Annotated in this window: 23 protein-coding genes; 9 read left to right on the top strand and 14 right to left on the bottom strand. The window is 66.8% G+C overall.

Features of this window, described 5'->3' with window-relative positions; genetic code table 11:
• Positions 1-108 precede the first annotated feature (108 nt).
• Genes AB0F29_RS21795 through AB0F29_RS21780 form a run of 4 tightly spaced genes read right to left on the bottom strand, consistent with a single transcriptional unit; the run spans position 109 to position 7,505 of the window.
• Complete coding sequence (locus AB0F29_RS21795; RefSeq protein ID WP_361874358.1) at positions 109-831, bottom strand: SprT family zinc-dependent metalloprotease; 723 nt, start codon at positions 829-831, stop codon at positions 109-111.
• Entirely contained in the window at positions 818-3,922 is a 3,105-nt protein-coding gene (locus tag AB0F29_RS21790; protein ID WP_361874356.1) for an HsdR family type I site-specific deoxyribonuclease, read from the bottom strand. Before AB0F29_RS21790 ends, AB0F29_RS21795 begins: the two co-directional genes overlap by 14 nt.
• Entirely contained in the window at positions 3,919-5,016 is a 1,098-nt protein-coding gene (locus AB0F29_RS21785; protein WP_361874354.1) for a restriction endonuclease subunit S, read from the bottom strand. The genes AB0F29_RS21790 and AB0F29_RS21785 overlap by 4 nt, the downstream gene beginning before the upstream one ends.
• Positions 5,017-5,069: 53 nt before the next feature.
• Positions 5,070-7,505 (bottom strand): type I restriction-modification system subunit M, encoded by a 2,436-nt coding sequence (locus AB0F29_RS21780; RefSeq protein WP_361874352.1) that lies wholly within the window; start codon positions 7,503-7,505, stop codon positions 5,070-5,072.
• Positions 7,506-7,842: 337 nt separating this feature from the next.
• On the opposite strand from AB0F29_RS21780, the gene AB0F29_RS21775 reads away from it, so the two are divergent.
• Together AB0F29_RS21775 and AB0F29_RS21770 are read left to right on the top strand one after the other, a co-directional pair.
• Complete coding sequence (locus AB0F29_RS21775; RefSeq protein WP_361874350.1) at positions 7,843-8,325, top strand: hypothetical protein; 483 nt, start codon at positions 7,843-7,845, stop codon at positions 8,323-8,325.
• A gap of 242 nt (positions 8,326-8,567) precedes the next feature.
• On the top strand, positions 8,568-8,837 hold the full coding sequence (locus AB0F29_RS21770) for a hypothetical protein (protein ID WP_361874348.1): 270 nt from the start codon (positions 8,568-8,570) through the stop codon (positions 8,835-8,837).
• A gap of 627 nt (positions 8,838-9,464) precedes the next feature.
• On the opposite strand, the gene AB0F29_RS21765 is transcribed toward AB0F29_RS21770, so the two are convergent.
• The 5 genes from AB0F29_RS21765 to ychF form a co-directional block, all read right to left on the bottom strand.
• Positions 9,465-9,677: a hypothetical protein gene (locus AB0F29_RS21765; RefSeq protein ID WP_361874346.1), complete on the bottom strand. Its 213-nt coding sequence runs from the start codon at positions 9,675-9,677 to the stop codon at positions 9,465-9,467.
• Positions 9,678-9,738: 61 nt separating this feature from the next.
• Positions 9,739-10,569, bottom strand: a complete 831-nt coding sequence (locus tag AB0F29_RS21760) for a helix-turn-helix transcriptional regulator (RefSeq protein ID WP_361874344.1) — start codon at positions 10,567-10,569, stop codon at positions 9,739-9,741.
• Positions 10,566-11,108: a DUF6879 family protein gene (locus tag AB0F29_RS21755; RefSeq protein WP_361874342.1), complete on the bottom strand. Its 543-nt coding sequence runs from the start codon at positions 11,106-11,108 to the stop codon at positions 10,566-10,568. Before AB0F29_RS21755 ends, AB0F29_RS21760 begins: the two co-directional genes overlap by 4 nt.
• Complete coding sequence (locus AB0F29_RS21750) at positions 11,092-11,283, bottom strand: hypothetical protein (protein WP_361333796.1); 192 nt, start codon at positions 11,281-11,283, stop codon at positions 11,092-11,094. Before AB0F29_RS21750 ends, AB0F29_RS21755 begins: the two co-directional genes overlap by 17 nt.
• Positions 11,284-11,614: 331 nt before the next feature.
• Positions 11,615-12,703: a redox-regulated ATPase YchF gene (gene ychF / locus AB0F29_RS21745; RefSeq protein ID WP_010063336.1), complete on the bottom strand. Its 1,089-nt coding sequence runs from the start codon at positions 12,701-12,703 to the stop codon at positions 11,615-11,617.
• 460 nt (positions 12,704-13,163) lie between these two features.
• On the opposite strand from ychF, the gene AB0F29_RS21740 reads away from it, so the two are divergent.
• Complete coding sequence (locus tag AB0F29_RS21740; protein ID WP_361874541.1) at positions 13,164-13,724, top strand: DUF6542 domain-containing protein; 561 nt, start codon at positions 13,164-13,166, stop codon at positions 13,722-13,724.
• A 73-nt stretch (positions 13,725-13,797) separates the two neighbouring features.
• Here AB0F29_RS21740 and ppgK read toward each other — a convergent pair whose 3' ends face one another.
• Positions 13,798-14,550: a polyphosphate--glucose phosphotransferase gene (ppgK, locus tag AB0F29_RS21735; protein ID WP_361874339.1), complete on the bottom strand. Its 753-nt coding sequence runs from the start codon at positions 14,548-14,550 to the stop codon at positions 13,798-13,800.
• 38 nt (positions 14,551-14,588) lie between these two features.
• Positions 14,589-15,578: a 4-hydroxy-3-methylbut-2-enyl diphosphate reductase gene (locus AB0F29_RS21730; RefSeq protein WP_199787771.1), complete on the bottom strand. Its 990-nt coding sequence runs from the start codon at positions 15,576-15,578 to the stop codon at positions 14,589-14,591.
• Between the two features lie 93 nt (positions 15,579-15,671).
• On the opposite strand from AB0F29_RS21730, the gene AB0F29_RS21725 reads away from it, so the two are divergent.
• The 4 genes from AB0F29_RS21725 (at position 15,672) to AB0F29_RS21710 (ending at position 19,802) form a co-directional block, all read left to right on the top strand.
• On the top strand, positions 15,672-17,135 hold the full coding sequence (locus AB0F29_RS21725; protein ID WP_361874337.1) for an APC family permease: 1,464 nt from the start codon (positions 15,672-15,674) through the stop codon (positions 17,133-17,135).
• Between the two features lie 155 nt (positions 17,136-17,290).
• Positions 17,291-18,502, top strand: coding sequence for an exodeoxyribonuclease VII large subunit (gene xseA, locus AB0F29_RS21720; RefSeq protein WP_018956181.1), 1,212 nt, complete (start codon positions 17,291-17,293; stop codon positions 18,500-18,502).
• 221 nt (positions 18,503-18,723) lie between these two features.
• Positions 18,724-18,969 carry an exodeoxyribonuclease VII small subunit gene (locus tag AB0F29_RS21715; protein ID WP_361874335.1) on the top strand — a complete coding sequence of 82 codons (246 nt, stop codon included), beginning with the start codon at positions 18,724-18,726 and terminating at the stop codon, positions 18,967-18,969.
• Between the two features lie 242 nt (positions 18,970-19,211).
• On the top strand, positions 19,212-19,802 hold the full coding sequence (locus tag AB0F29_RS21710) for a malonic semialdehyde reductase (RefSeq protein WP_361874333.1): 591 nt from the start codon (positions 19,212-19,214) through the stop codon (positions 19,800-19,802).
• 106 nt (positions 19,803-19,908) lie between these two features.
• On the opposite strand, the gene AB0F29_RS21705 is transcribed toward AB0F29_RS21710, so the two are convergent.
• Positions 19,909-20,457 (bottom strand): DUF4245 domain-containing protein, encoded by a 549-nt coding sequence (locus tag AB0F29_RS21705; RefSeq protein WP_361874331.1) that lies wholly within the window; start codon positions 20,455-20,457, stop codon positions 19,909-19,911.
• Positions 20,458-20,615: 158 nt separating this feature from the next.
• On the opposite strand from AB0F29_RS21705, the gene glpX reads away from it, so the two are divergent.
• On the top strand, positions 20,616-21,647 hold the full coding sequence (glpX, locus tag AB0F29_RS21700) for a class II fructose-bisphosphatase (protein WP_361874329.1): 1,032 nt from the start codon (positions 20,616-20,618) through the stop codon (positions 21,645-21,647).
• 139 nt (positions 21,648-21,786) lie between these two features.
• Here the strand turns inward: glpX and AB0F29_RS21695 are convergent, their stop codons facing one another.
• Positions 21,787-22,161, bottom strand: a complete 375-nt coding sequence (locus AB0F29_RS21695; protein ID WP_361874327.1) for a WhiB family transcriptional regulator — start codon at positions 22,159-22,161, stop codon at positions 21,787-21,789.
• Positions 22,162-22,345: 184 nt separating this feature from the next.
• Positions 22,346-23,038 (bottom strand): DUF1707 domain-containing protein, encoded by a 693-nt coding sequence (locus AB0F29_RS21690; RefSeq protein ID WP_361874325.1) that lies wholly within the window; start codon positions 23,036-23,038, stop codon positions 22,346-22,348.
• 194 nt (positions 23,039-23,232) lie between these two features.
• On the opposite strand from AB0F29_RS21690, the gene AB0F29_RS21685 reads away from it, so the two are divergent.
• Positions 23,233-24,903: a fumarate hydratase gene (locus AB0F29_RS21685; protein WP_069755272.1), complete on the top strand. Its 1,671-nt coding sequence runs from the start codon at positions 23,233-23,235 to the stop codon at positions 24,901-24,903.
• Positions 24,904-24,956 lie beyond the last annotated feature (53 nt).

Genomic DNA, 24,956 nt, shown 5'->3' with positions numbered 1-24,956 from the left:
ACGTCATTGTCATTAACTCGGATACCTGATGAACGTCACTCACTGTTTTCGAGCGCCGGACGTGCGTCCACGATCCGCTCCTTCGCCTGCGCGGCCTGGCACGTCACGTCACGTCCACAGCTCGTCGGCGAGCGGCTCCGCGTCCAAATCGTCGCGGCGACTGCGCCAGTCCGGCAGGCAGCTGTCCATCAGCCGGGCGAAGCGTGGGCCATGCCCGCGTTCGAGGAGGTGCGTCATCTCGTGGACGATGACGTACTCAAGGGACGCCGGGTGCTTCTTGGCCAACTCGGAGTTGAACCACAGGCGGCCGGTCTCCTGGTTGCACGAGCCCCACTTGGTTTTCATCCGGCGGATGCCCCACCAGGGCACCGAGACGCCGAGCTTCGCCTCCCATCGCTCGATAAGCGGAGGGACGGCGCGTCGGAGCTGCTCCCGGTACCACTGGTCGAGCAGGTCTCGGCGTCCCTGGTCGTCAGTACCCGGAAGCGCGTACAGGACTAGTCGATCTCCGTCGATCTCCACGTGCGGACGTCCGGGGCGTTCAACAACCTTCAGGCGTCGCCTCACACCCCAGCTGTAGTGGGACTCTCCACCGACCATTTCTCGCACGGACTGCCGTCGAGCCGATCGCAGCTCGTCCTGCTGTCGTCTGATCCACGGCAGCCGCTGGATGACGGCCAGCCTGACCTGGTCGTCATCCATCCGCTGGGGTGCCGCCACCCGGACACGGCCCACCGGCGGATAGACACCGATGTGCAGGTTTTTGATGTCCTTGAAGTCCACCTGGACATCGATGCCGAGGACGGTGATCCGCGTGCTAGTGATACTCATGCCTTGCTTTCACCAGTTCGAAGAGCTCATCGAGCCGGTCGAAGCCGTGGGGCAGCACGCGCTTGACCGCGATGCGCAGCTTTCGTTCCTTCAGCGGGCTCCCCGCCCAGTCATGCGGCTTGTTGTGCAGCACGGTGAGGTCGACCTGAACAGCAAGCTGCTCATCGTCGGGGAAGAAGTCACACAGCGCTCTGCGTGCACCGTTGTCCGCCCACTTCGGGTACCGCTCGGCATCGCCCGCGTTCTTCCCGCCGAGTTCCGCCGCCGCCTCCAACAGCTTGGCGAGGTACTCCTCGTACTCGATGGCTCCATTGCGGCGCTCCTCGATTATGGCGTCGAGCAGCTGAGACATCTCGTCGAAGTACTTCGGGTTCGTCGCATGCTCCTCGACGATCACCTTGCGCATGTTGTTGGTGATGGTCGCGGCAACGGCATCGCGGTTGCTCTTGACGCCGGGCGGTAGTTTGTCGACGGCGCCGGCGCCCAGCTCAACGATGAGCTGGATGAGTCCGGTGTCCTCGAAGTCGGACACGGTCCTGGACGCGTCTGCCTGGATGTAGGTGTCCAGGAGGAAGCGCATACCTGCCTCGTACTGCTTGAAGTCAACGTCCTCGCCTGCGCCAAGCTTCACTTCGGCCCGGACGTCGACGTAGTGGCGGACCTCCTTGCGGATATCCTCGATCTCCTCCGCCGAGTACTCGGCGTCCTTCATGTCGTTCGCCAGGTTGGCGAAGGCTCGCGTCACCGCTGCGACGGCCTTGTACAGCTTGACACGCTTGGGTTCATTGGCCTTGAGCTGTGCGGCGTTGCCCTGCTCAGCGGCGCAGAAGTACTGCTGGTACTGGAGCGTGTTCCGGGGTGGCGCGACCGGCTCGCACAGCGCGCGGATTTGTTCCAGCGCCTCGTCCAGGTCCTTTCGCCCCTTGTCGATGCGGTTGCTCAGCAGCCCCTCGATGTCCTGCCGCTCGTAACCGTCGAACATCCCGGATGTGTAGTCGGTGATGGCACCCTGGAGGGAGTTGAACAGGTCGCGGTAGTCGACGATGTAGCCGTACTGCTTGTCGTCACCGTCGAGTCGGTTGACGCGGCAGATGGCCTGGAACAACCCGTGGTCCCGCATCTTTTTGTCGATGTAGAGGTACGTGGCGCTCGGCGCGTCGAAGCCGGTCAGGAGTTTGTCGACGACGATGAGGAGGCGCATGCGGCCGGGCTCCTCTACGAACTGCCGCTTCACCTCCTTCTCGAACTCCTTGACCTTCGTCATCGCCACGTCTTCAGGTTCGTTGAAGTGGGCGGCCAACATTTTCCGGTAGATCTCGTACTTCCGGAGGTTTTCCGTGTGGCCGGCACCGGAGTCCTCCTTAGAGATGTCTCCAGGACTCGGCTTGTAGCTGGTGACAATGGCGCACTTGCCGTCGAATCCCGCCTTGGAGAACAGCTCGTAGAACTTACATGCCTGGTAGACGCTGTCACCGACCAGCATGGCGTTTCCACGGCCGTCTTTCAGACGGTCCTTGGTCTCCATGTCCATCAAGATGTCCTGGACGATCTGCATTGCCCGAGGCTCAGAGGAGACGACCTTCTGCATCGTCCCCCAGCGCTTCTTCAGCTCCGCTTTGGAGAGGTCCGTCATTCCCTTGGTCTTGGCCGCGAACCACTTGTCGACGTGCGCGGCAGAGGTGAGCCGCTGGTCGATCGCGCGTGCCTCATAGCTGAGATCAAGTACGACGCCGTCCTTGATGGCCTCGTCAAACCTGTACTCGTGGATGAAAGTACCGAAGGTCTCAATGCTCGTGGCCTTGTCCACCTTGAGCAGGGGCGTTCCCGTGAAGCCAATGAACATCGCACCGGGCAGCAGGCTCTTCATCGCGGCATGCATCTTGCCGGACTGGGTGCGGTGGGCCTCGTCGATGAAGACGAACAAGTTGCCCTTGGCCTTGAAGTCCTTCGGGACGTTAGCCCTGAGCTCCTCGATGAACTCGTCCTGCGCCTTCTCGTCGTCCCCCCTGCCCGCAGAGTTGCGGAACTTATGCACAAGGGAGCAGATGAGCCACTCGGTGGACTTGTTCAGGGTGTCTAGGAGATCCGCGCCGGTCTTGGTGCGATAGATCTTCTCATTGACGCCGTTGAACACCTTCTCGATCTGCTCATCCAACTCTTCGCGGTCGGTGATGAGGAGGACGCGCGGGTCTTTCTGGTTCTCACGGATCCACTTCGCCAGCCACACCATCGTGAGCGACTTGCCCGACCCCTGGGTGTGCCAGACGATGCCGCCCTCGCGACGGCTGATGCGTTCCTGCGCCTTCTTCACGCCAAAGTACTGGTTGTGACGGCACGCCTTGCGGACGCCAGAGTCGAACACGGTGAAGTCGTGGATCAACTCCAAGAGTCGCTCCTTGCCGCAGAGTTGAATCAGGGAGCGGTCAAGCGGACCCTCGGCGGCAGCCTTCTCCTCTTCTTCTTCCTTCCACCCCAGCCAGTACTTCTCAGGGGTGTCGATGACTCCGTAGCGCAGCCCTTCGACGTCATTTCCGGCGAGCACGAGTTGAACCGTGGAGAAGAACGGCCGGATGAAATCGGGCCGCTGATTTCCGATGGTCTGCCGGATGCCCTCGCTCGCAGCCACCCGCGAGCGTTTGAGTTCAAGGGTCACCAAGGCGAGGCCGTTGACGTAGAGCACGATGTCCGGCCGCTTTGTCTGTCGCCCGACGATCGTCACCTCCTCGACGACGACGAAGTCGTTGGCCTGCGGGTCGCTCCAGTCGATGAGCCAGACAGTCTCGTACCGCTCGCCGGCTCCCGACTTGACCTTGACCCCGTAGCGCAGCAACTCATAGACGGCGCGGTTCGCCTCGTACAGGTCACGTCCGCCACCGAGTGCGGCAGCCTTCTTCAGCTGCTCAATTACTTTTCTGACAAGGGTGCTGCCGTAGCCGCGGGCGCGCAGGTTCGACTCCAGCAACTCGACCTCGACGTTCGAGTTGCAGTTGCGGTACTCCCAGTTGCCGAGGTAGCGGTAATGCAACTTTTCCTCAAAATGCCGCACGACCCGCTTCTGCGTCTCTCGCTCAACCTGTCCGACGTCACTCATTCGTCGCTCTCCCCCTGAACAGGCAGACGTGACCGCCCCGTGAGGAGCTCCTGCATCACGCCTTTCTTGAGCGACTCTTTCTTGGTGATCATGCGTTCCAGGTGCCCAACCTGATGATCAATAGCCGATAGAGCGTCAGCAATAGCGCGCTGTTCGTCGATCGATACTGGAAGGGTGACTAGATTCGCGTGCAGGTCATTCCGATTAACCCCCGGCACCCCGCTCTTTCCGCTGTGCGTGGCGAAGTCCACTCGATGGAGCATGTAGAAGATGAAGCGCTCGTCGTTGCCATGGAAGTCAGAAACCCAAAGCGTGGTGTTCAGTGGCCAGAAGTCGACGCTCTGGAAGAACACCTCACCGATAGTTCCATATCGCCCGGTTACCACCCCCGGCGCTTTGACCATCACATGGTCGTGCCACCCACTTGTTCCCGAAGAACTAACGATCGGAACTGCACCCCGGCGCCTGAGCCTGGAGGGCAAATCGAAGCCACGCTGGAGCGTCACCACCGCTCCGAGGTTCGTTGTCCGCCATGAGGCGGTGAAGCCAGGAAAACGCATCCTTCCAGTGAGAAGCTGTTGCATGAGCCCCTGCTTGACAGCTTGCTTTTTCACGACCAGACGTTGCAGGCTACCGATACAACCGTTGAGATCGTCGAACAGATCACCCAAGCGCCGCTGCTCAGACAGCGACGGCAGTGGAATAGGCATCTGAATAAACTTGTCACGGGGAAGATGGGCGATACTCGTCTGCGTCACATAGTTCGCGAAGCCTCCAGTGGACGCCCGATACTCAAGGAGTGCAAGCATCAACCGGACGTCATAGCCCTTCTTGGGTCGCAGTCGATGCAGAGCCTTCTGGAAGTAGCATTCGGAAAGTTGATTCCGCCAGATCGCCGCGCGGCCGACTTCCCCCCCCTCGCACACAAGTAGATCACCTTGGCGCAGACGGTATCGATGCAGGTCAGTCCGGGTCATAGGGACTACACCAGCAGCGCTTAGGTCGATCCGCCCCCACTGCACCGAGCGATTGCCGAGGTACAGCTTGCGCTCACCCGCGTTCCGGGCGGCATCGAGCATCTTTCCGAGTTGCACGTCGAATTGCTCTCCGACGGTGGTTGAAGGCCACGCCGAGCTACGCCGAGTACTCACTGGACCCCCATGTCGGCGAGATATTGGGCGACTTTAGATTCAAGATGTTTCAACTCTGTGTCGAGAGTGCTTGCGAGTTCGACATAGCGCCCGCCGAGTTCCTGGATACGCTTCACCAAGGCCAGCGTCAGCGCCTCGGCTTCGGCGGCCACGCGGGCCTTGATCGTTTTCCGCCACTTGCCGTCCATCACAAGTGTCCGCACGTCGTTCTCAGTGAGGTCGCCGTACCTCTTCAGTGTTGCAAGGTGAAGCGCCGCCTCTGCTTCCTTGGCTGCCTTCTTCGCGGCCGCCTCCGCGTTGTACAACTTGATCAGGTGCGCCAGAGCCGCCACCTCGTCAGGATCCGTGCCTTCGTGGCGAGCGGCCTTCAAGCGTGCCGATGCGAGTACCTTGTTGATCTTGTCTTCATCCATGGCTTCCGCCAGGAGCCCGCCCTCGACAGCGTGCTCCTCGACATACTCCTCAACCGCGCGGCTGGCGTCTTCCGTCGCCGTCACGAGCTCATAGACCTCGGCCTGCTCCTCCTCAAAGTAGCGGGCGATAATCAGGCCAGGCGGGATGAGATCCATCTTGTACTTGACAGCGCTGCGGCCGGTGCCCACAACAAGGTCAGGTGTTTCGGAAAGCTTCCGATCCCTATCCAGCACAATCTTGCGAGGCTTGGCAGCTTCGAGCCAACCGTCGTTCATGACCATGAAAACGTCATCGTGCATGACGTCATGCCAGTAGGTCATGAGCTGTTCGTAGACGTCGTACTCGTCCAGCAACGGCACTGGTTTGAAGCGGGTGAGAAGGTCGTCTCCGAGGATGGCGATGAGGTCGTTTGGCCGAGTAGTTTCGTTGATCCCTTCAAGCCGTTTGCGGTGGGCGTCGAACCACTCAGTGGTGAGCTCCCGGGCCTCTTGGGTGAACTTCTGAAACTCGGGGGAATTAAGGATCGCCTGCTGAACCTGGATGACATCGATAGTCAGGTCGCTGTAGCCGGGACGGTTCGGCTGAAACAGATGGTCTCGCAGCTGCGGGAAGGCATCCCAGTAGCCGCCGAGCGCGTCGAGGTCACGGTCAGGAATCCCGCCATGCAAGTGCGCGTGGAGGTCCTGGATGTCCTCGGGCTCGGAGGAGTCAACGTAGCGAGGGATGTTGAGGTTGTAGTCGTTCTTCGGGTCGGCGATCTCCGACAGCGGGACCATTCGCGAGTAGCGGTCGATCGTGGTCTGCCGGGTAAAGACGTCGACGATCTTGTGGATGTCCTGGCTGCGGAGACGGTTCTTGTTGCCGTTCTTGATGAAGCCCTTGGATGCATCGATCATGAAGACGCCGGTGCGGCCGACGGCGTTCTCCTTGTCGAGCACGATGATGCAGGCGGGGATTCCGGTCCCGTAGAAAAGGTTTACGGGGAGGCCAATGATGCCCTTGATGAACCCCTGCTTCAGCAGGCGCTTACGGATATCGGCTTCGGCGTTACCGCGGAAGAGCACTCCATGCGGGAGGATGACCGCCGCCTTGCCCGTGCCCTTGAGCGACTTGAGGATGTGCAGGAGGAAGGCGTAGTCGCCGTTCTTCTCCGGCGGCCGACCGAACTCAAAACGGCCGTACTCCAGCTCCAGACCGTTGCTCCAGGACTTGAGCGAAAACGGCGGGTTGGCCACCGCGAAGTCGAAAGTCTGGAGCAAGTTCCCGCTGATGAACTGAGGGCTAGTGATGGTGTCGCCCTTGAGGATCACGTGTTCCGCTGCGTACCCGTGCAGGATCATGTTCATCTTGGACAGGGCCCAGGTCGCATTGTCCTTCTCCTGGCCGTAGATCGAGATGCCGCGTGAGGTCTCGTCTGCGACCTTCAGGAGGAGTGAGCCGGAGCCACAGGTCGGGTCGTAAACCGTCTGGTCCTGGCGGGTGTCCTTGGTGATGCCGACGACCTTGGCCAGCACTCGGGATACCTCGGCGGGGGTATAGAACTGGCCCTTACTCTTGCCGGACTCCGTGGCGAAGTGGCGCATGAGGTACTCGTAGGCATCGCCGAGGAGATCGTCGCCCCCGGCTCGGGAGCCTCGGAAGTCAAGGTCGCTGAAGATCGTGACCAGCTTGGACAGCCGGTCCTGGATCTCTTTGCCCTTGCCGAGCTTCTCCTCGTCGTTGAAGTCAGCGAGGTCGATGACGTTACGCAGGTCGTTTGCTTCGGCCAGCCGACTGATGATCTTGTTGAAGCGGTCGCCGATCTCCTTGTCGCCCTTGGCGGCAACCATGTCGTCGAAGGAGCCGCCGGGCGGTACGTCGATGAGACTGTCAGGGTCGGCCTTGGCTTTGTCGGAGACGTACTTCACGAAGAGCAGCGTGAGGATGTAGTCCTTGTACTGGCCGGCATCCATCCCGCCGCGCAGCTCATCACAGCTCTTCCAGAGCGAGCTGTAGAGGTCTGTCTTCTTGAGGGCCAAGGCTCTTCTTCCCGGTATGTCATGGCGGTCGCACGCGCCGCCAACCCTGATGCCTGCGGCGTGATGCACGTCGCGCGGCCGTCTCCAGCCGCCGATGCGAGTTCCACGCAAGCGGCGGCCGAGTCCAAGCAGGAAGCGTAGTGGAGAGAGAGGCCGGGCTGACCTGTGTGGGAAGAGAGATGCTCGGGGTCGCCGCCAAGCAGAGCCGCCCGGCGGGCGGGCCACAGAGCGAAGGTGGCTGCGGCGACCGGAAGGCCGACCGTTGAACTAGCGAACTTGACTGGGCGATGTCAGGAATCACCTGACAGCTGAGGCGCAATCCGGTAGCTCTAGGGGGGTGGACGACGTCACTGAGACTCCCGAGGCTGATGACCAGGTCACTTCCGGACCTGATGAAGCCCGGCGCAGGAGGACTGTCCTGAGGAAGCACCTTTCCGGCGCCATGAGAGCCGGAAAAGACCTCCTCAAGGAAGAGGCGTTCCGCGCAGCGGTCTTCGCTGGGACGATGGCCTTGCTGGAGGCGCTCGCCAATAGGCGGGGCACTGAGGAGGGCGTCGACGTGCTGCCCGATACAGTCTCCGAGGAATTCGGTTCGAGCCCTGCCCCCGTAGCCGAGAGTCAGCCACGCCAGTCCCCTGTCCTGCATCCAGTAGTCGGGAGCCTGGTGAAGCTCTCCCCTGGTGAACAAGCTTCCGAGGAAAACAAGGCAAAGTACAAGGCGGACACGGGGAACGACCTCCCTCCTGGATGCAAGTACCGTCCACCGCATTCCAGAGGTGGCTCCTCGCAAGACCAGGATCCCGGTCAAGCCGCAGCCTGAGTGTGGAGTTCCCTGCCGCTCATTCTTGGCAGCGACGATGGAGGAGCCATAGGCCGCTGAGATCATCGCTGACCTGCGGATACAGGGTGTTTGATGTGGCGTCTTGGAGAGCCTCGTCGACCTGGGAACCGTGGCAGAATCCGAGCTGCTAAGACGCGGCGGACTGAAGCTCAGAGACAAGGGGGTCATACCCCCGCCCTCGCCCCTCCCGGTTCTCCCCTGTCGCCTCTACGATCCGACGCATGATCAAACTGTCGTGGGCACTGATAGCCCAGCACGTGGATGCGTGGACCGGCGACGACACGGTGCAGGGCGCGGCTGTCCTCGAAGCGAAAGTGGGGGCTGTGGTGGATGCGAGCGGCATGAAGCCGGAGACCATCCAGCACTGGAGGACGACGTTTCTCGCACCCGTGGTCGAGTCTCTGCGCACAGAGGGGACAACGGCTCTCGCACGGGGCGAGTCCTGGAGCAAGGCAGCCGGCCCGTTCCTGGCGTGCGCCGAGCGCGCCTGAGATCGTGTGGGCTCAGGTTCGGACGCCTACGAGGCTTCTCCAGCCTGTTTAGGTGTGTAGGGACGACTCGCCTGATCAATGCGTTGGGTAACCTCCGAGCGCCGAATCTCCTTGAGCTGACGCATCAGACAGCTCGTGATGATCTCGTCGAAACGCCTCTGCTTCCACTCCGGCCATTCGACCAGGGTCCACTCCACTGTGACGTTGGGGTGGTCTTTCAAGGTGTACCGGATGGTCTGAGGCTGATCCTGACCTTCGAGGTCTCCTGCTTCTGGACAGCCTGCGAGGGCATCGAGGTCACGAGCGCGCTTTCTCCCCTCCGCTCGCCCTGCGCTACGCGGGAGCTGGTCACCTGGTCCGTTGCCGGCGTCGTCATCGACACTCAACGCCCCACCTCCGCTTCCTCGGCTCCTGCCTTGGTCACCTGAGCGAACGAGGTGCACACGCGACGGAACCCCTTGTGTCCGCTGCGACCGGTGTGTCCCATGCACTCGACGTCCACGGCTGCCCCGTCCACTGACGGACTTGCCTTCCACGCGCAGTGGAGACACTCGGCCTCGAACGTCACGTCGGTGTCCGGGTGCTGGGTGATCCTGTGCGTCACGTACCGCAGAACCGCACGGGTCATTACTCGCCCCCATGTCCGTCGCGCAGGTGCGATCGCAGGGTCACGTTCATGTCGGAGACCTTGGAGTAATCCCCCACCGAGGCTGCGTTGACCCGCTGCACCGCGAGGCGGAGGCAGTCCCGGCAGCCGGGGACGGGCTCCGGTCGTGCCGGCGGCAGGGACAGGGCCACAGTTTCGGACATCGTCGTCTGTGCTTCGTGCGTCTCGCGCATCTCGTGCGCCTCCCCGTATCTCGTCGAGAAGGTCATCGTGAGCTGGCCCGACAAGCCGCGGCTAGTGCGTTTCCCGTTCGCGCAAGAACGCGTCCCTGATGCCCTCGACCAGCTCGCGCATCGCGTCCCCAGCAAGGGCGACGGAGGTGAAGCGGTCGAACTTCTCGACGTACAGGGAGACGTCCCGTGGGTCGGTCACCACCATCTCGGCGTGCGTCGTCTCGATGGTGACCACACGGTCATCGCGGATGACGAACGAGTGGCCGGGGACGTCACGCTGAGGGGCATCAAGGGGGACCACTCTGACATCGACGTTCGGGAGCCGGGAGACCGAGACGATGCGGTCCAGTTGTCCCGCCATCATCGCGGCCGGGAGGAGACGCCAGCGCAGGACGGGTTCCGTCAGGACGAAGTGCAGTGTCTTGCCGGTGTCGTACAGGACACGTTGGCGCTCGATGCGGGCAGCGACCGTACGGGAGAACTGTTCGTCCGTGAGGCCCTTCGGTTCCAGCACGGCTCGGATGTACTCCGGGGTCTGAAGCAGGCCGGGGACAAGGGAGGGCTGGAAGAGGCGCAGGAGCGTCATCGAGGACTCAAGGGCCCTGATCTGTTCCTGTTTCTTGCTGTAACCCATGCGTCGGAAGAGGCGCCATGCGGTCGCCTCGGTGGCCTGTGCGCGGGCTACGGCAAGGTACTCGGCCTTGATCTCCGGTGATACCTCCAAGGCCGTGAGGATGCGTTCTACGTCCGCCGTCGCCGCGGCTACGCGCCCGTTCTCGATCTTCGAGAGCTTGGCCGTCGACATGACGGCGCTGCGGGCAACGGCCTTGGCCTCCTTGCCGGATGCCTGCCGCAGGGCCCGCAGCGCTGCGCCGAGTTCTGTCCGGTTCACTCCCCGTACTTTGCCCACCACTCGGTGAACGGAACGGACGATGCCAGAGCCGTGTCCCGGTAGCCGGCGTACGGAGACTCTTCGGGGATGAGGAATTCCCTCGGGGCGGCGAAGAACGTCGGGCCGGTGAAGGCGCCGTTGTCGTCGTAGTTGAGGACGACTGGTTCGCGGCTGTCGAAGAGCCAGAAGTCCGGCACACCGAGCAGGGGGTTCTCCCGGTCGGTGATGTCGAGGATGTGGAACTCCTCGCCGGCCGTCATGTTCGTCTGGTAGCCCCAGCTCAGTTCGTAGCGGAGGTAGGGCGTGAGCGGGCGGGACAGGATGTGGACGCGCACCATGCGCTTCCCGCTCTCCGTCGCCTTGCTCACGGTCTCCAGCCAGCCCGCGTTGTAGTCCTCGGGCTTCGGCTCCCCTGCGAGGAAGGAGCGGAAGGCGGCGGGGTTCCCGGAGTTGCTGTAGTCGTCGAGGGTCTCCAGCCGGAACGCCTCCTCCTCGAAGGTGGAGAAGCGGGCGGCCAGGTCGTTAGATGCGCTGATCACGGATTGCCTTCCGGATGAGGTCCATCGGGATTTCCACCAGGGCTTCGCCCTCCGGCACGTCGAGGCCGTGACCGGTCGGCACGCCTCCCTGCACGATCAGGGTTCCCCTGTCGGTCGCGTACAGGGTGGGACAGTCCCCGTTCTCACAGGTCGTGGCCAGCTTCGTCAGCCTCATACGGTGCCCCCTCGTTCCCGTGCTCCGGTGTCCCGTTCATCGTTCCCAGGCGACGGCCTGTGCCACAAGGGGTTCACGTTTCCGGAACAGGAAACCGCTCCCTCGCCGCCACGTCCGGGTCACTCCTGCGGGGCGGCACGTCGTATCCCTCTGGAGTCGCAGGTCAGAGCTTCCGCGAGCCGCCAAGAGGGTCAGCACCAAGTCAGCACGCTCCCAGGAAAAGCCCGGAATCAGCCGGAGAAAACAGGAAAGGGCCAGACCGTAAGATCTGGCCCCTGACCTGGGGTTTCCTGCCCTGAGCAGCCTCTTTAGGTGATCAAGGAATCAGGCATCACACGTTGAAGCGGAACTCCACCACGTCCCCGTCCTGCATGACGTAGTCCTTGCCCTCCATGCGGGCCTTGCCCTTGGCGCGGGCCTCGGCGACCGAGCCGGTCTCCACCAGGTCGGCGAAGGAGACGATCTCCGCCTTGATGAAGCCCTTCTGGAAGTCGGTGTGGATCACACCGGCCGCCTCCGGGGCCGTGGCGCCCTTCTTGATGGTCCACGCGCGGGCTTCCTTGGGTCCTGCCGTGAGGTAGGTCTGGAGGCCCAGGGTCTCGAAGCCGACGCGGCCGAGGGTGGCGAGGCCGGGCTCTTCCTGGCCCATGGACTGGAGCAGTTCGAGCGCCTCGTCGTCGTCGAGCTCGATCAGCTCGGATTCGATCTTGGCGTTGAGGAAGATCGCCTCGGCGGGGGCGACCAGGGCACGCTGCTCGTTCTTGAAGTCCTCGTCGACCAGTTCGTCCTCGTCGACGTTGAAGACGTACAGGAACGGCTTGACGGTGAGCAGGTGCAGCTCGTGGAGGAGCCGGCCCTTCTCGGTGGCCGCCGTGATGCCCGCGGCGAACAGCGTCTGGCCGGACTCCAGGATCTTCTGGGCCTCCTCGACCGCGGCGAGGACCGCGACCTTCTCCTTCTGGAGGCGGGATTCCTTCGTCAGGCGCGGGACGGCCTTCTCGACGGACTGGAGGTCGGCGAGGATCAGCTCGGTGTTGATCGTCTCGATGTCGTCCTTCGGCGAGACCTTGCCGTCGACGTGGACGACGTTCTCGTCCTTGAAGGCCCGGATGACCTGGCAGATCGCGTCGGACTCGCGGATGTTCGCAAGGAACTTGTTGCCCAGGCCCTCGCCCTCCGAAGCGCCCCGGACGATGCCGGCGATGTCGACGAAGTCGACCGTTGCCGGGAGGAGCCGCTGGGAGCTGAAGATCTCCGCGAGCTTGTTCAGGCGCGGGTCCGGGACGCCGACCACGCCGACGTTCGGCTCGATCGTGGCGAACGGGTAGTTGGCCGCCAGCACGTCGTTCTTGGTCAGGGCGTTGAACAGGGTCGACTTGCCGACATTCGGCAGACCGACGATTCCGATCGTGAGCGACACTTTGGCGACTTCCTGGAGTGAGGAGGGGGTCAGGGGCGTCCGGGCCCGGCTCGGCTGTTCGGCCGGGTCCCGGAGTGGACCGATTCTCCAGTTTACGGGGCGGCCTGGTGGGCCCGGACAGTGCGGTTTCACGGGTTCCTGCCACTGGCTCCCGCTGGCTCCCACTGAGTGGGGGGCCGTGCAGCTGCCCCCGGCTCTCCCGGGCCCTCCCCCGGTTCGAACCGTGCGATGGCCCGGGCCTCTCTTCCGCCGTCCCGAACAGTGCACCTTTCGGCCGTGTGACATCGAACGCAACGCCAAGGTCGGCCAAAGCGCGTGTCCAACGCCTGATTCCCCGCCCCCCGCGACCTACGTTGTGCAGGTGGAGCAGCACAGGACACGTCCCCCGCAGCGCAGGCAGCCCCCGCAGGCCGCGCCCGCCCCGCCCGCGCCGGGCCGGGCGGGCGGCGAGAGTGCCGCCGTGTACCGGGTACGGGTGCGCAGTGTGCCGCCCGTGGTTCTCGCGTTGCGGCGGTTCCCCAACCCCCGGCTCACCGGGATCGGGGCCGGGCTGTTCGCCGCCCTCACCATGTTCGTGCTCGCCTGCGTCGACCGACTGCTGTTCGACAGTTCGGAGCTCGTCTACGGGCTGCTCTTCCTGCCCGTCAGCGCTCTGACCGCCCTCTGGGTCCGGCCCGCCGACCTGGTCACCGCGCCGATCAGCGTGCCCATCGCCTTCGCCGTCGGAGTGTTTCCGATTTCCGGGGGGTCCGAGGGGTTCGGCGGGCAGACCATGGGCCTCGTCACCGCCCTCGCCGTGCACGCCGGCTGGCTGTACGGCGGGACGCTGGTCGCGGGGGTCATCGCCTCCGTACGCAAGGTGCGCCAGATGCGGGCCCGGCGACGGTATGTGCTGGCCCAGGGACGTGGCACCGCACCCGAGCGGGCGCCCCGGGCCGCCGCCGGGGCCGCGGCGGCGAAGCCCGTACGGGCCGGGGCCCCGACGGCGGGCGCGGTGGACCGGCGTCCTGAGCGGCCCTGAGCGCTCTCGGCCCGTCTCCGCTGCCGGGGCCCCGGCCCGTACGTCGTGCGGCCCGTGGTGCCGTCCGGTCCGTTCAGCCCTTGGTGTGTGCCTGGCCCGCCGCCGCCATCGCCGCTCCCACGATGCCCGCGTTGTTCTGGAGCTGGGCCGGGACCATCTCGGCCCGGACCTTCTCGATCAGCGGCAGGAACTTCTCCGCCTTGCGGCTCACGCCGCCGCCGATGATGAACAGCTCGGGCGAGAACAGCATCTCCACGTGCAGCAGGTACTTCTGGACCCGGTGGGCCCAGTGCTGCCAGCTGAGGTCCTCGTCCTCCTTGGCCTTCGTGGAGGCGTGCTTCTCCGCGTCGTGGCCGTGCAGTTCCAGGTGGCCCAACTCGGTGTTGGGGACGAGCACGCCGTCGCTGAAGACGGCGCTGCCGATGCCTGTGCCGAAGGTCAGCATGATGACCGTGCCCGCGCGGCCCTTGCCCGCGCCGAAGGTCATCTCGGCGACTCCGGCCGCGTCCGCGTCGTTCAGGATGGTGACGGGCTGACCGATCCGCTCACCCAGCAGCGTGCGCGCGTCCGTGTCGATCCATCCCTTGTCGACATTGGCCGCGGTACGCGTGATGCCGTCCGTGACGACCCCGGGGAAGGTGATGCCGACGGGGCCCGTCCAGTCGAAATGACCTACGACCTCGGCAACGCCGTCGGCCACGCCCTTGGGCGTGGCCGGGTGCGGTGTCAGCACCTTGTGGCGCTCCCGCGCCAGGTCTCCGCGGTCCAGGTCCACGGGAGCGCCCTTGATCCCGGATCCGCCGATGTCCACGCCGAAGATCTCCATGGAACCCACGGTACGGGCAGGCCGGGCCCCTTGCGCGGCTACTCGGCGGAAAGGGCGGCGGCCTCGGCGCGCAGGTCGCGGCGCAGCTCCTTGGGGAGGGAGAACGTGATCGACTCGTCGGCCGTCTTCACCGTCTCCACGTCCGCGTAACCGCGCTCTTGGAGCCATTCCAGGACGCCGTCGACGAGGACGTCGGGGACGGAGGCGCCGGACGTCAGACCGACCGTGGTCACGCCCTCCAGCCAGGCCTCGTCGATCTCGTCGGCGAAGTCGACCAGGTGGGCGGCGGGGGCTCCGGCGTCCAGGGCGACCTCGACCATGCGAATGGAGTTCGAGGAGTTCTTGGAGCCGACCACGATGACCAGTTCGGCGTCCTCGGCGAGCTTCTTCACCGCGATCTGGCGGTTCTGCGTGGCGTAGCAGATGTCGTCGCTGGGCGGCGAGAGGAGGTTGGGGAACTTCGCCTTGATGGCGTCGACCGTCTCCATCGTCTCGTCGACGGACAGGGTGGTCTGGGAGAGCCAGACGACCTTCGACTCGTCGCGGACCTCGACGTTCGCGACGTCCTCGGGGCCGTCGACCAGCGTGATGTGGTCGGGGGCCTCGCCGGAGGTGCCGATGACCTCCTCGTGCCCCTCATGGCCGATCAGGAGGATGTCGTAGTCCTCCTTGGCGTACCGGACGGCTTCCTTGTGGACCTTGGTGACCAGCGGGCAGGTCGCGTCGATGGTGGCGAGCTTTCGCTCGGCGGCCTCCGCGTGGACGGTGGGCGCGACTCCGTGCGCGGAGAACATCACGATGGATCCCTCGGGCACCTCCGCGGTGACGTCCACGAAGATCGCGCCCTTCTTCTCCAGGGTCTGCACGACGTACTTGTTGTGCACGATCTCGTGGCGGACGTAGATCGGGGCCCCGTACTGCTCCAGGGCCTTCTCCACGGCGATCACGGCACGGTCCACGCCCGCGCAGTAGCCACGGGGTGCGGCGAGCAGGACACGACGGGCAGGAGTTGCAGTCATGCGTCCCATCGTAAGGCCGTGGCGAACAGGCGCGAGGACGGCCGGGTCGGGAGACTGGTCACGGTGCGTTCGTGGGAAATGGCTGATGGTGATGGAGGGGCGATGGCGTCGGTTCCGGAGAGCGGTTCGGGGAGCGGTGCGGGCAGCGGGACAGGGAGCGGTTCGGGCGGCGGTGGTACGGGCAGCAGTACGGAACCGGGCAAGCTGCGGCGGACGCTGGGATTCCGGGATCTCGTCGTCTACGGGCTCCTCTTCATCGCCCCGATGGCCCCCGTCGGGGTGTTCGGCACCCTGGACGCCAAGTCCGGCGGCGCGGTCGCGCTCGTCTATGTGGTGGCCACGGTGGTCATGGGGTTCACCGCCTTCAGTTACGCCCAGATGGTGCGGGTCGCCCCTTTCGCCGGTTCGGTCTTCACATATGCCCGCAAGGGGCTCGGGGAAGGGCCGGGGTTCATCGCCGGGTGGATGGCCATGCTCGACTACCTGCTGATCCCGGCCGTCGCCTACCTCTTCTCCGGGATCGCGATGAACGCGCTGGTCCCGGAGGTCTCGCGGTGGGTGTGGACCGCGATCGCCGTGCTCGTGACCACCCTGCTCAACCTGTGGGGCGTGCGGGCGGCGGCCCGGGTCGGCTTCACGGTGCTGGCCATGGAGATCGTGGTGCTGCTGGTCTTCGTGGTCTCGGCCGTGGTCGTCCTCGTGCGGGACGGGGCGCAGCGCGGCTGGCTGACTCCGCTGACGGGGGACTCCGGCTTCTCCATGACGGCGGTGCTGGGGGCCGTGTCGATCGCCGTGCTCTCCTATCTGGGCTTCGACGCCATCGCCTCGTTCGCCGAGGAGGTGACGGGCGGCTCGCAGAAGGTGGCGCGGGCGGTGCTGTTCTGTCTGGTGCTGGCCGGCGTCCTGTTCGTGGCGCAGTCGTATCTGGCGGCGTTGCTGGAGCCGGTGAGCTCGGCGGAGCTGGCGGCGGACCCGGCGGCGCAGGGGTCGGCGTTCTACGACGCGGTGGACGCCTCGGTGGGAACGTGGCTGCATGACCTGGTGGCGGTCAGCAAGGCGATCGGCGCCGCGTTCGCCGCGCTGGCGGGGCAGGCCGCCGCCGGGCGGCTGGTCTTCGCGATGGCCCGGGAGAGGCGCCTGCCGCACTTCCTCGCGAAGGTCGACCCGTCGTCGGGCGTGCCGCGGGTGGCGATCCTGTGCGCGGCGATCGTGACGCTGGTGGCCGCCGTGTGGGCGGCCCGGCGCGACGACGGCCTGGACCATCTGGTCTCCGTCGTGGACATCGGCGCGCTGACGGCGTTCATCCTGCTGCACGCGTCGGTGGTCGGCTGGTTCGCCGTACGCCGGATGGAGGGCCCGCCGGTGTGGTGGCGGCACGTCCTGATCCCGGTGGTCGGCGCGGGGGTGCTGGTCGCGGTCATCGTGGAGGCGACGGCGTCCTCCCAGGTGGTGGGCGTCTGCTGGCTCGGGGTGGGGCTCGTGGTGCTGGCGGTGCAGGGGGCGGGCCGGCGGGGCGGCGGTATGGAGGACCCGGGTGGAGCGGAGAAGGGTGCGCCGGTTCCGTAGGACTGCCAGGCCGTGGCGTTCTGTACGGCTCCGCGTCCCGTACGGCTCCGCGTCCCGTACGGCTTCGCGCTATGTACGGCTTCGGCGGTGTGCGGGCGACGCGGGCCCCGCGCGGGGCGGGGGGCCTGTCGGTGGCTGCCGATACGCTCGCCCGTATGGCTCTCAACACGTCCGCGGAAGCGCCGCTGCCCGTCGGTGAGGTGTCCCGGCTCATCGGCGGCTGGATCGACCGGCTCGGCGCCATCTGGGTGGAGGGGCAGATCACCCAGCTGTCGCGGCGCCCGGGCGCCGGGGTCGTCTTCCTGACGCTGCGCGATCCGTCCCACGACATCTCGGTGAGCGTGACCTGTTTCCGGCAGGTCTTCGACCGGATCGCCGATGTCGTGACGGAGGGCGCGCGCGTCGTCGTGCTGGCCAAGCCCGAGTGGTACGCGCCCCGGGGGCAGCTGTCGCTGCGGGCGACGGACATACGGCCGGTCGGCATCGGTGAGCTGCTCGTGCGGCTGGAGCAGCTGAAGAAGTCGCTCGCCGCCGAGGGGCTCTTCGCCCTGGACCGCAAGAAGCCGCTGCCGTTCCTGCCGCAGCTCGTCGGGCTGGTCTGCGGGCGAGCCTCCGCCGCCGAGCGCGACGTCCTGGAGAACGCCCGCCGCCGCTGGCCCGCCGTGCGCTTCGAGGTCCGCAACACCGCCGTGCAGGGGGTGAACGCGGTCGCCCAGGTGGTGCAGGCGGTCGAGGAGCTGGACGCGCTGGCGGAGGTCGACGTGATCGTGGTGGCGCGGGGCGGCGGCAGCGTCGAGGATCTGCTGCCGTTCTCCGACGAGCAGCTGATCCGGACCGTGGCCGCCTGCCGTACGCCGGTGGTCTCCGCGATCGGCCACGAGCCCGACTCGCCGCTGCTGGACCTGGTCGCCGATCTGCGTGCCTCCACGCCCACGGACGCGGCCAAGAAGGTCGTCCCCGATGTGGGCGAGGAGATGGAGCGGGTGCAGCAGTTGCGGGACCGGGCGCTGCGGACCGTACGGGGGCTGCTGGACCGTGAGGAGCGGGGGCTCGCGCATGCGCTGGGCCGCCCCGCGATGGAGCGGCCCCACCGCCTGGTGGACGAGCGCGAGGCCGAGGTGGACGCGCTCCTGGGGCGCAGTCGCCGGGTGCTCGGCCATCTGCTGGACCGGGCCGATTCGGAGCTGTCGCACACACTCGCCCGGGTCGTCTCGCTGTCGCCGGCCGCGACCCTGGAGCGGGGCTACGCGGTGCTCCAGCGGCCCGACGGGCACGTGGTCCGCTCCCCCGAGGAGGCCGGGGCGCCCGGCGAGCCGCTGCGGGCGCGGGTCTCGGAGGGCGAGTTCACGGTGCGGGTGGACGGGTGAGGCCGGGGGAAGTGGACGGGTGAGGCCGGAGGGAGCCGGAAGGCCGGACAGCCGCACCCGCGAGGGAACGGGGAGCGGGACGGCCCGGGAGCCGCGCCCGCCGGGACCGGGAAACGGGGCGGCCGGGGAGCCGGGACGGGAACGCAGGACGGCCGGGCGGCCGTATCGCAGGGGCCGCGGCGCCCACATGGTCGTAACAGCTCACGCTTAGGGTGGATCACATGACGGACGACGACGGGACGACGGCGGCTGCCGCCACGGGCACGCTCGGCTACGAGCAGGCGCGGGACGAGCTGATCGAGGTCGTACGCCGGCTGGAAGCGGGCGGCACGACGCTGGAGGAGTCGCTGGCCCTGTGGGAGCGGGGCGAGGAGCTGGCGAAGGTCTGCCGGCACTGGCTGGAGGGCGCACGCGCCCGGCTGGACGCGGCCCTGGCCCGCCCGCAGGAGGACGACGCCCAGGACTGAGCGAGCGAACGCCCGCGGGCTGAGCGGTCGCGGGCGCAGCGGTCGCGCGGTGATGGTCCGCGGTGGCGCGGCGGCGGCGCAGGGCGGTGCGAGGGTCTCCGCGCTCGGGCCGGAGGCCGTCGCGCAAGACAGATGTACTGTGCAATGGATCACTCCCGCCCGGTTTTAGTTGAAAGTTAACCTATCTCTGGCGTACGTTCGGGTCTTCTCCCCACCGCGTACGTTCGGAAGGTTTGCACCAGATGTCCCTCGTTCTCGACCCCGCCGCCCAGGACCTCCTCTTCCGTGAGGCCCGTACCGCCAACACCTTCACCGACGAGCCGGTGACCGACGAGCAGGTCCAGGCGATCTACGACCTGGTCAAGTTCGGGCCGACCGCCTTCAACCAGTCGCCGCTGCGCGTCGTCCTGGTCCGCTCCGCCGAGGGCCGCGAGCGCCTGGTCCGGCACATGGCCGAGGGCAACCAGCCGAAGACCTCCACGGCCCCGCTGGTCGCGATCCTGGCCGCCGACAACGAGTTCCACGAGGAACTCCCGGCGCTGCTCCCGCACTTCCCGCAGGCCAAGGACATGTTCTTCTCCGAGCGCCCGGTCCGCGAGTCGGCCGCCGGCCTCAACGCCGCGCTCCAGGCCGCCTACTTCATCATCGGCGTCCGCGCCGCCGGCCTGGCCGCCGGCCCGATGACCGGCTACGACGCCGCGGGCATCCAGAAGGAGTTCCTGGACGACGACCACGCCCCGCTGATGGTCGTCAACATCGGCAAGCCGGGCGAGGACGCCTGGTTCCCGCGCAGCCCGCGCCTCTCCTTCGACGAGGTCGTCACGACCGTCTGAGCCCAAGGCTCCACCCGAGCCCGGCGGCCCGTACGCGAAGGGGCCCCGGAACACCTGCTGGTGTTCCGGGGCCCCTTCGCGTACGCGGTTCGGCGCGGGCCCCGCCTCAGGAAGCCGACGCTGCGGGCGGCGTCGTCTTCAGTGCGGCGGCCATCTCGACCAGGCTCTCCTTCGGAGCCGAGCCGGTCACCACCGTGGTGTGCCCCTTGCCGGGCAGGACGAGGGCGTTGTACTTCGCGCCCTCCCAGTACTGCCACTCCCGGCCGGCCACCGTCTCCGTGCGCCCGGTGTCCTTGGCCTTCCGGCTGACCTCGGGGACGTACGTACCCGCGGCGACGGTCGACTGCTCGACCGCGACGTACCTGCGGTCCGCGTCGAGGAAGCCCAGGTGCCAGGCGTCGCCCGCGACGTCGTCGTACCGGACGGAGGTCGCCTTCCACTCCTTGGACAGACCCTCGGGCGCGGCCACCGGGTAAGGGGCGGCGGTCCGCACGGTCGCCAGTTCCACGGTGAAGTCGACGGCCTTGAGCGGATCGGCGTGCTCGTCCTTCGGGATGAACAGGTAGATGACGCCCGCGCAGGCGGCGATCACCAAGGTCGACAGGAGCATGTCCCGGACTGTCTGCTTGCCTCGCTTGCTTGCCACGGGATCCATGGTGGCACGCGGCCGGACACGCCCGGCCGCAGGGTGCCGCTCACGGTCGCGCCGCCGGAGGCGCTCATGCGTGACCCGGCCTGCTCATTTTATCGACCTACCGATAGAGTCACAGCACCCTCATATCCGGTCGTCGCCGTACAGAAAGGTGCGCTCCGATGTCCGAGCATCATCTGCCGTCCCAACTGGAGGTCTCCCCGGAGGCCCCCGACCGCAACCTGGCCCTGGAGTTGGTCCGGGTCACCGAGGCCGCCGCCATGGCTGCCGGGCGCTGGGTGGGCCGCGGCGACAAGATCGGCGCCGACGGCGCCGCCGTGAAGGCCATGCGGACCCTCGTCTCGACCGTCTCGATGAACGGCGTCGTCGTCATCGGCGAGGGCGAGAAGGACGAAGCCCCCATGCTGTTCAACGGCGAACGGGTCGGCGACGGCACCGGCGCCGAGGTCGACATCGCGGTCGACCCGATCGACGGCACCACGCTCAACGCCAAGGGCATGCCGAACGCCATCGCCGTGCTGGCGGCGGCCGACCGGGGCGCGATGTTCGACCCGTCCGCGGTCTTCTACATGGACAAGTTGGTGACGGGGCCCGAGGCGGCGGACTTCGTCGACATCAACGCGCCCGTGTCGGTCAACATCCGGCGTGTGGCACGGGCGAAGAACTCCATGCCCGAGGACGTCACGGTCGTCATCCTCGACCGGCCCCGCCACGAGGGCATCGTCAAGGAGATCCGGGAGACGGGCGCGCGGATCAAGTTCATCTCCGACGGCGACGTCGCGGGCTCGATCATGGCGGCCCGCGAGGGCACCGGCGTCGACCTGCTGATGGGCATCGGCGGGACGCCCGAGGGCATCATCTCGGCGTGCGCCATAAAGTGCCTCGGCGGCGTCATCCAGGGCAAGCTCTGGCCCAAGGACGAGGCGGAGCGGCAGCGGGCGCTGGACGCGGGCCACGATCTGGACCGGGTGCTGTCGACCGACGACCTGGTCAGCGGCGACAACGTGTTCTTCGTGGCGACGGGGATCACCGACGGTGAGCTGATGCGCGGTGTGCGGTACCGCGCGGAGACGGCGACCACCGAGTCGATCGTGATGCGCTCCAAGTCCGGCACGATCCGGTCGATCTCCTCGACTCACCGGCTGTCGAAGCTGCGCGCCTACAGCGCCATCGACTTCGACCGCGCGAAGTAGTCGGCGGCGACCAGCGCGAAGCAGTCGGCAGCCGGAACGGCTGCCGAACAGCTGCCGGAACGGGGAGGGTGCGGGGAGCGGACCATCGCTCCCCGCACCCTCCCCGTCGCATGTGCGCGAATTCCGGGCGGGGACTCGTTCAGCCCGCCGCCGCTATGTGCTCCGACGCCGTCGCGGCGGCCGTGAGCTCGATGTCCCGCCGTCGCCGCCGGGCCAGCGCCACCCGGCGCTCCGCGGCGGTGAGCCCGCCCCATACCCCGTACGGCTCGGGCTGCATCAGCGCGTGCTCCTGGCACTCCACCATGACCGGACACCGGGCGCAGACCCGCTTGGCGGCCTCCTCGCGGGCCAGCCGGGCAGCGGTCGGTTCCTTCGACGGGGCGAAGAACAGGCCGGCCTCGTCGCGGCGGCAGGCCGCATCGGAATGCCAGGGGCCCGCGTCGTCCTCCCGGGCGGGGGTCCGCTGGGCCGGAACGGCGGCGACCTGCAGAGGCTGATGCGGCGGTTGCAGCACGGTCTACTCCTGACGACGGCTACGGCTTCGCGAGCGAGAGTCGATGCAGCACTCCCTACCCGCTGTGCGTACGCCTATGCACTGAGTGGCACCAGCGCGCGGCGCACCGTAATGCGCCCCCGCGGCTTTATGGCCGATTACCGGAGGTCGCGCGCCCCGCCGTATGTCGTGCGCCCCGCCGTATTCAGTAGCCGAGATGTTTGCGCAGCCGCTGCTGGAGGTCCGCGACGAACTTGCCCCGCTTCGGCCTGGCTTCCACGCTTCCGAACACGGAATAGCCGTTGACCACGACGACCGGTGCTTCCGCATCCGGCGATTCGAGCGTCCGCACTTCGAAGCTGCCGAAGACGCCCGTACCGCTGCCGCGCAGGGAAATATTCTCCGGCACCCGGACGTCGACGCTGCCGAAGATGGACGTCGCATTGATAACGGTGAGGCGTTGGCCGAAAAGCGCTTCGGTCAGATCGATCTCCACGCTGCCGAAGAGCGCGAAGGCGTTCGTCCGGCCGCCGACCCGCCAACGGCCCTTGCGGTTGGCGCTGCTGAAGACCGCGACGAGATTCTCCGCGGGGCCGTCGGGGGCCTCGGGACCGTAGGCGTACGGCTGGGACTCCGGGCGGGCCGTGGAACCGGAGGCGGCGGGCAGGTCCCGGACCATCGGCTGGAGTTCGCCGACGGTCTTGGCCCGGTAGACCAGGTCGATCCGCTCCGCGTGCTCGTCCGCCGTCAGACGACCCTCGGCCATCGCCTCCCGCAGGATGTCCGCGATCCGGTCGCGGTCGGCGTCGGAGGCGCGGATGCCATCGCCGTCCAGGGCTTCGGCGGGCGGCCGGGCGGCCGGCGCGTGGGGCTGCTGGGGCTGCTTCTCTAGGTCCACCGCCCCAGCGTACCCAAACGCGATAGATCGCGACTACCCCTCCAACCGGCGTGCCCCGGCCCCGCACCCGCCTTCCGGGGGCGGGATCCAGGTGAGCCTTACCTCACAGGATCCTCCCGGGGGCGGCGCTCTACCCTGGTGGATGCGCTGCCCGAGGGAGGTCAGCCGCCGTCGCCGAGTGAGGAATGGCCGTCATGGCAGAGTTTGCGTACTCCGATCTGCTCCCCCTGGGGGAGGACACCACGCCGTACCGTCTGGTGACCGCCGAGGGCGTCTCCACCTTCGAGGCCGACGGCCGGACGTTCCTCAAGGTCGCGCCGGAGGCGCTGCGCACCCTGGCCGCCGAGGCGATGCACGACATCTCGCACTACCTGCGTCCGGCCCACCTGGCGCAGCTGCGGCGGATCGTCGACGACCCGGAGGCGTCCTCCAACGACAAGTTCGTGGCGCTGGACCTCCTGAAGAACGCCAACATCGCCGCGGCGGGTGTCCTGCCGATGTGCCAGGACACCGGTACGGCGATCGTCATGGGCAAGCGCGGACAGAACGTGCTGACCGAGGGCGGTGACGAGGAGGCCCTGTCGCACGGGATCTACGACGCGTACACCAAGCTCAACCTGCGCTACTCGCAGATGGCCCCGCTGACCATGTGGGACGAGAAGAACACCGGCTCCAACCTGCCGGCCCAGATCGAGCTGTACGCCACCGACGGCGGCGCGTACAAGTTCCTCTTCATGGCGAAGGGCGGCGGCTCGGCCAACAAGTCGTTCCTCTACCAGGAGACGAAGGCCGTGCTGAACGAGGCCTCCATGATGAAGTTCCTGGAGGAGAAGATCCGTTCGCTGGGGACCGCGGCCTGCCCGCCGTACCACCTGGCGATCGTGGTCGGCGGCACGTCGGCGGAGTTCGCGCTGAAGACCGCCAAGTACGCCTCCGCGCACTACCTGGACGAGCTGCCGGCCGAGGGCTCGCCCACCGGGCACGGATTCCGGGACAAGGAGCTGGAGGAGAAGGTCTTCGAGCTGACGCAGCGGATCGGCATCGGCGCGCAGTTCGGCGGCAAGTACTTCTGCCACGACGTGCGCGTGGTGCGGCTGCCCCGGCACGGGGCCTCGCTGCCCGTCGCCATCGCCGTGTCCTGCTCCGCCGACCGCCAGGCCACCGCGAAGATCACCGCCGAGGGCGTCTTCCTGGAGCAGCTGGAGAAGGACCCGGCGCGCTTCCTCCCCGACACCACCGACGAGCACCTCGACGGGGCGGGCGGGGACGTCGTGGAGATCGACCTCAACCGGCCGATGGACGAGGTGCTGGCCGAGCTGACCAAGTACCCGGTCAAGACCCGGCTCTCGCTGACCGGGCCGCTGGTCGTGGCCCGCGACATCGCGCACGCCAAGATCAAGGAGCGGCTGGACGCGGGCGAGGAGATGCCGCAGTACCTGAAGGACCACCCGGTGTACTACGCGGGCCCGGCGAAGACGCCCGAGGGGTACGCCTCCGGTTCCTTCGGCCCGACGACGGCCGGCCGGATGGACTCGTACGTGGAGCAGTTCCAGGCGGCGGGCGGCTCGAAGGTGATGCTCGCCAAGGGCAACCGCAGCAAGCAGGTCACCGACGCCTGCGACGCGCACGGCGGCTTCTACCTCGGCTCGATCGGCGGCCCCGCGGCCCGCCTCGCCCAGGACTGCATCAAGAAGGTCGAGGTCGTCGAGTACGAGGAGCTCGGCATGGAGGCGGTCTGGCGCATCGAGGTCGAGGACTTCCCCGCGTTCGTCGTCGTCGACGACAAGGGCAACGACTTCTTCACCGAGCCCGCCCCGGCTCCGACGTTCACCAGCATTCCGGTGCGGGGGCCGGGTCTCGGCTGACCCCGCCCCGTAGACGTCACCGGGAGGGCCCGTCCGCGCGGACGGGCCCTCCC

Source organism: Streptomyces sp. NPDC026589, from assembly GCF_040638385.1.
Taxonomy (GTDB): Bacteria; Actinomycetota; Actinomycetes; order Streptomycetales; family Streptomycetaceae; genus Streptomyces.
The sequence above is the reverse complement of the archived record's forward strand: the minus strand, read 5'-3'. Positions and strand labels throughout refer to the sequence as shown.

Excerpts from the sequence above, each read along its gene's own strand:
- AB0F29_RS21710 (WP_361874333.1), top strand. The coding sequence starts at position 19,212 with ATGTCCCTCGTTCTCGACCCCGCCGCCCAGGACCTCCTCTTCCGTGAG.
- xseA (WP_018956181.1), top strand. The coding sequence starts at position 17,291 with ATGGCTCTCAACACGTCCGCGGAAGCGCCGCTGCCCGTCGGTGAGGTG.
- AB0F29_RS21750 (WP_361333796.1), bottom strand. The coding sequence starts at position 11,283 with ATGAGGCTGACGAAGCTGGCCACGACCTGTGAGAACGGGGACTGTCCC.
- AB0F29_RS21725 (WP_361874337.1), top strand. The coding sequence starts at position 15,672 with ATGGCGTCGGTTCCGGAGAGCGGTTCGGGGAGCGGTGCGGGCAGCGGG.
- AB0F29_RS21715 (WP_361874335.1), top strand. The coding sequence starts at position 18,724 with ATGACGGACGACGACGGGACGACGGCGGCTGCCGCCACGGGCACGCTC.
- AB0F29_RS21705 (WP_361874331.1), bottom strand. The coding sequence starts at position 20,457 with ATGGATCCCGTGGCAAGCAAGCGAGGCAAGCAGACAGTCCGGGACATG.
- glpX (WP_361874329.1), top strand. The coding sequence starts at position 20,616 with ATGTCCGAGCATCATCTGCCGTCCCAACTGGAGGTCTCCCCGGAGGCC.
- ppgK (WP_361874339.1), bottom strand. The coding sequence starts at position 14,550 with ATGGAGATCTTCGGCGTGGACATCGGCGGATCCGGGATCAAGGGCGCT.
- AB0F29_RS21730 (WP_199787771.1), bottom strand. The coding sequence starts at position 15,578 with ATGGGACGCATGACTGCAACTCCTGCCCGTCGTGTCCTGCTCGCCGCA.
- AB0F29_RS21685 (WP_069755272.1), top strand. The coding sequence starts at position 23,233 with ATGGCAGAGTTTGCGTACTCCGATCTGCTCCCCCTGGGGGAGGACACC.
- AB0F29_RS21765 (WP_361874346.1), bottom strand. The coding sequence starts at position 9,677 with ATGCGCGAGACGCACGAAGCACAGACGACGATGTCCGAAACTGTGGCC.
- AB0F29_RS21790 (WP_361874356.1), bottom strand. The coding sequence starts at position 3,922 with ATGAGTGACGTCGGACAGGTTGAGCGAGAGACGCAGAAGCGGGTCGTG.
- AB0F29_RS21770 (WP_361874348.1), top strand. The coding sequence starts at position 8,568 with ATGATCAAACTGTCGTGGGCACTGATAGCCCAGCACGTGGATGCGTGG.
- AB0F29_RS21795 (WP_361874358.1), bottom strand. The coding sequence starts at position 831 with ATGAGTATCACTAGCACGCGGATCACCGTCCTCGGCATCGATGTCCAG.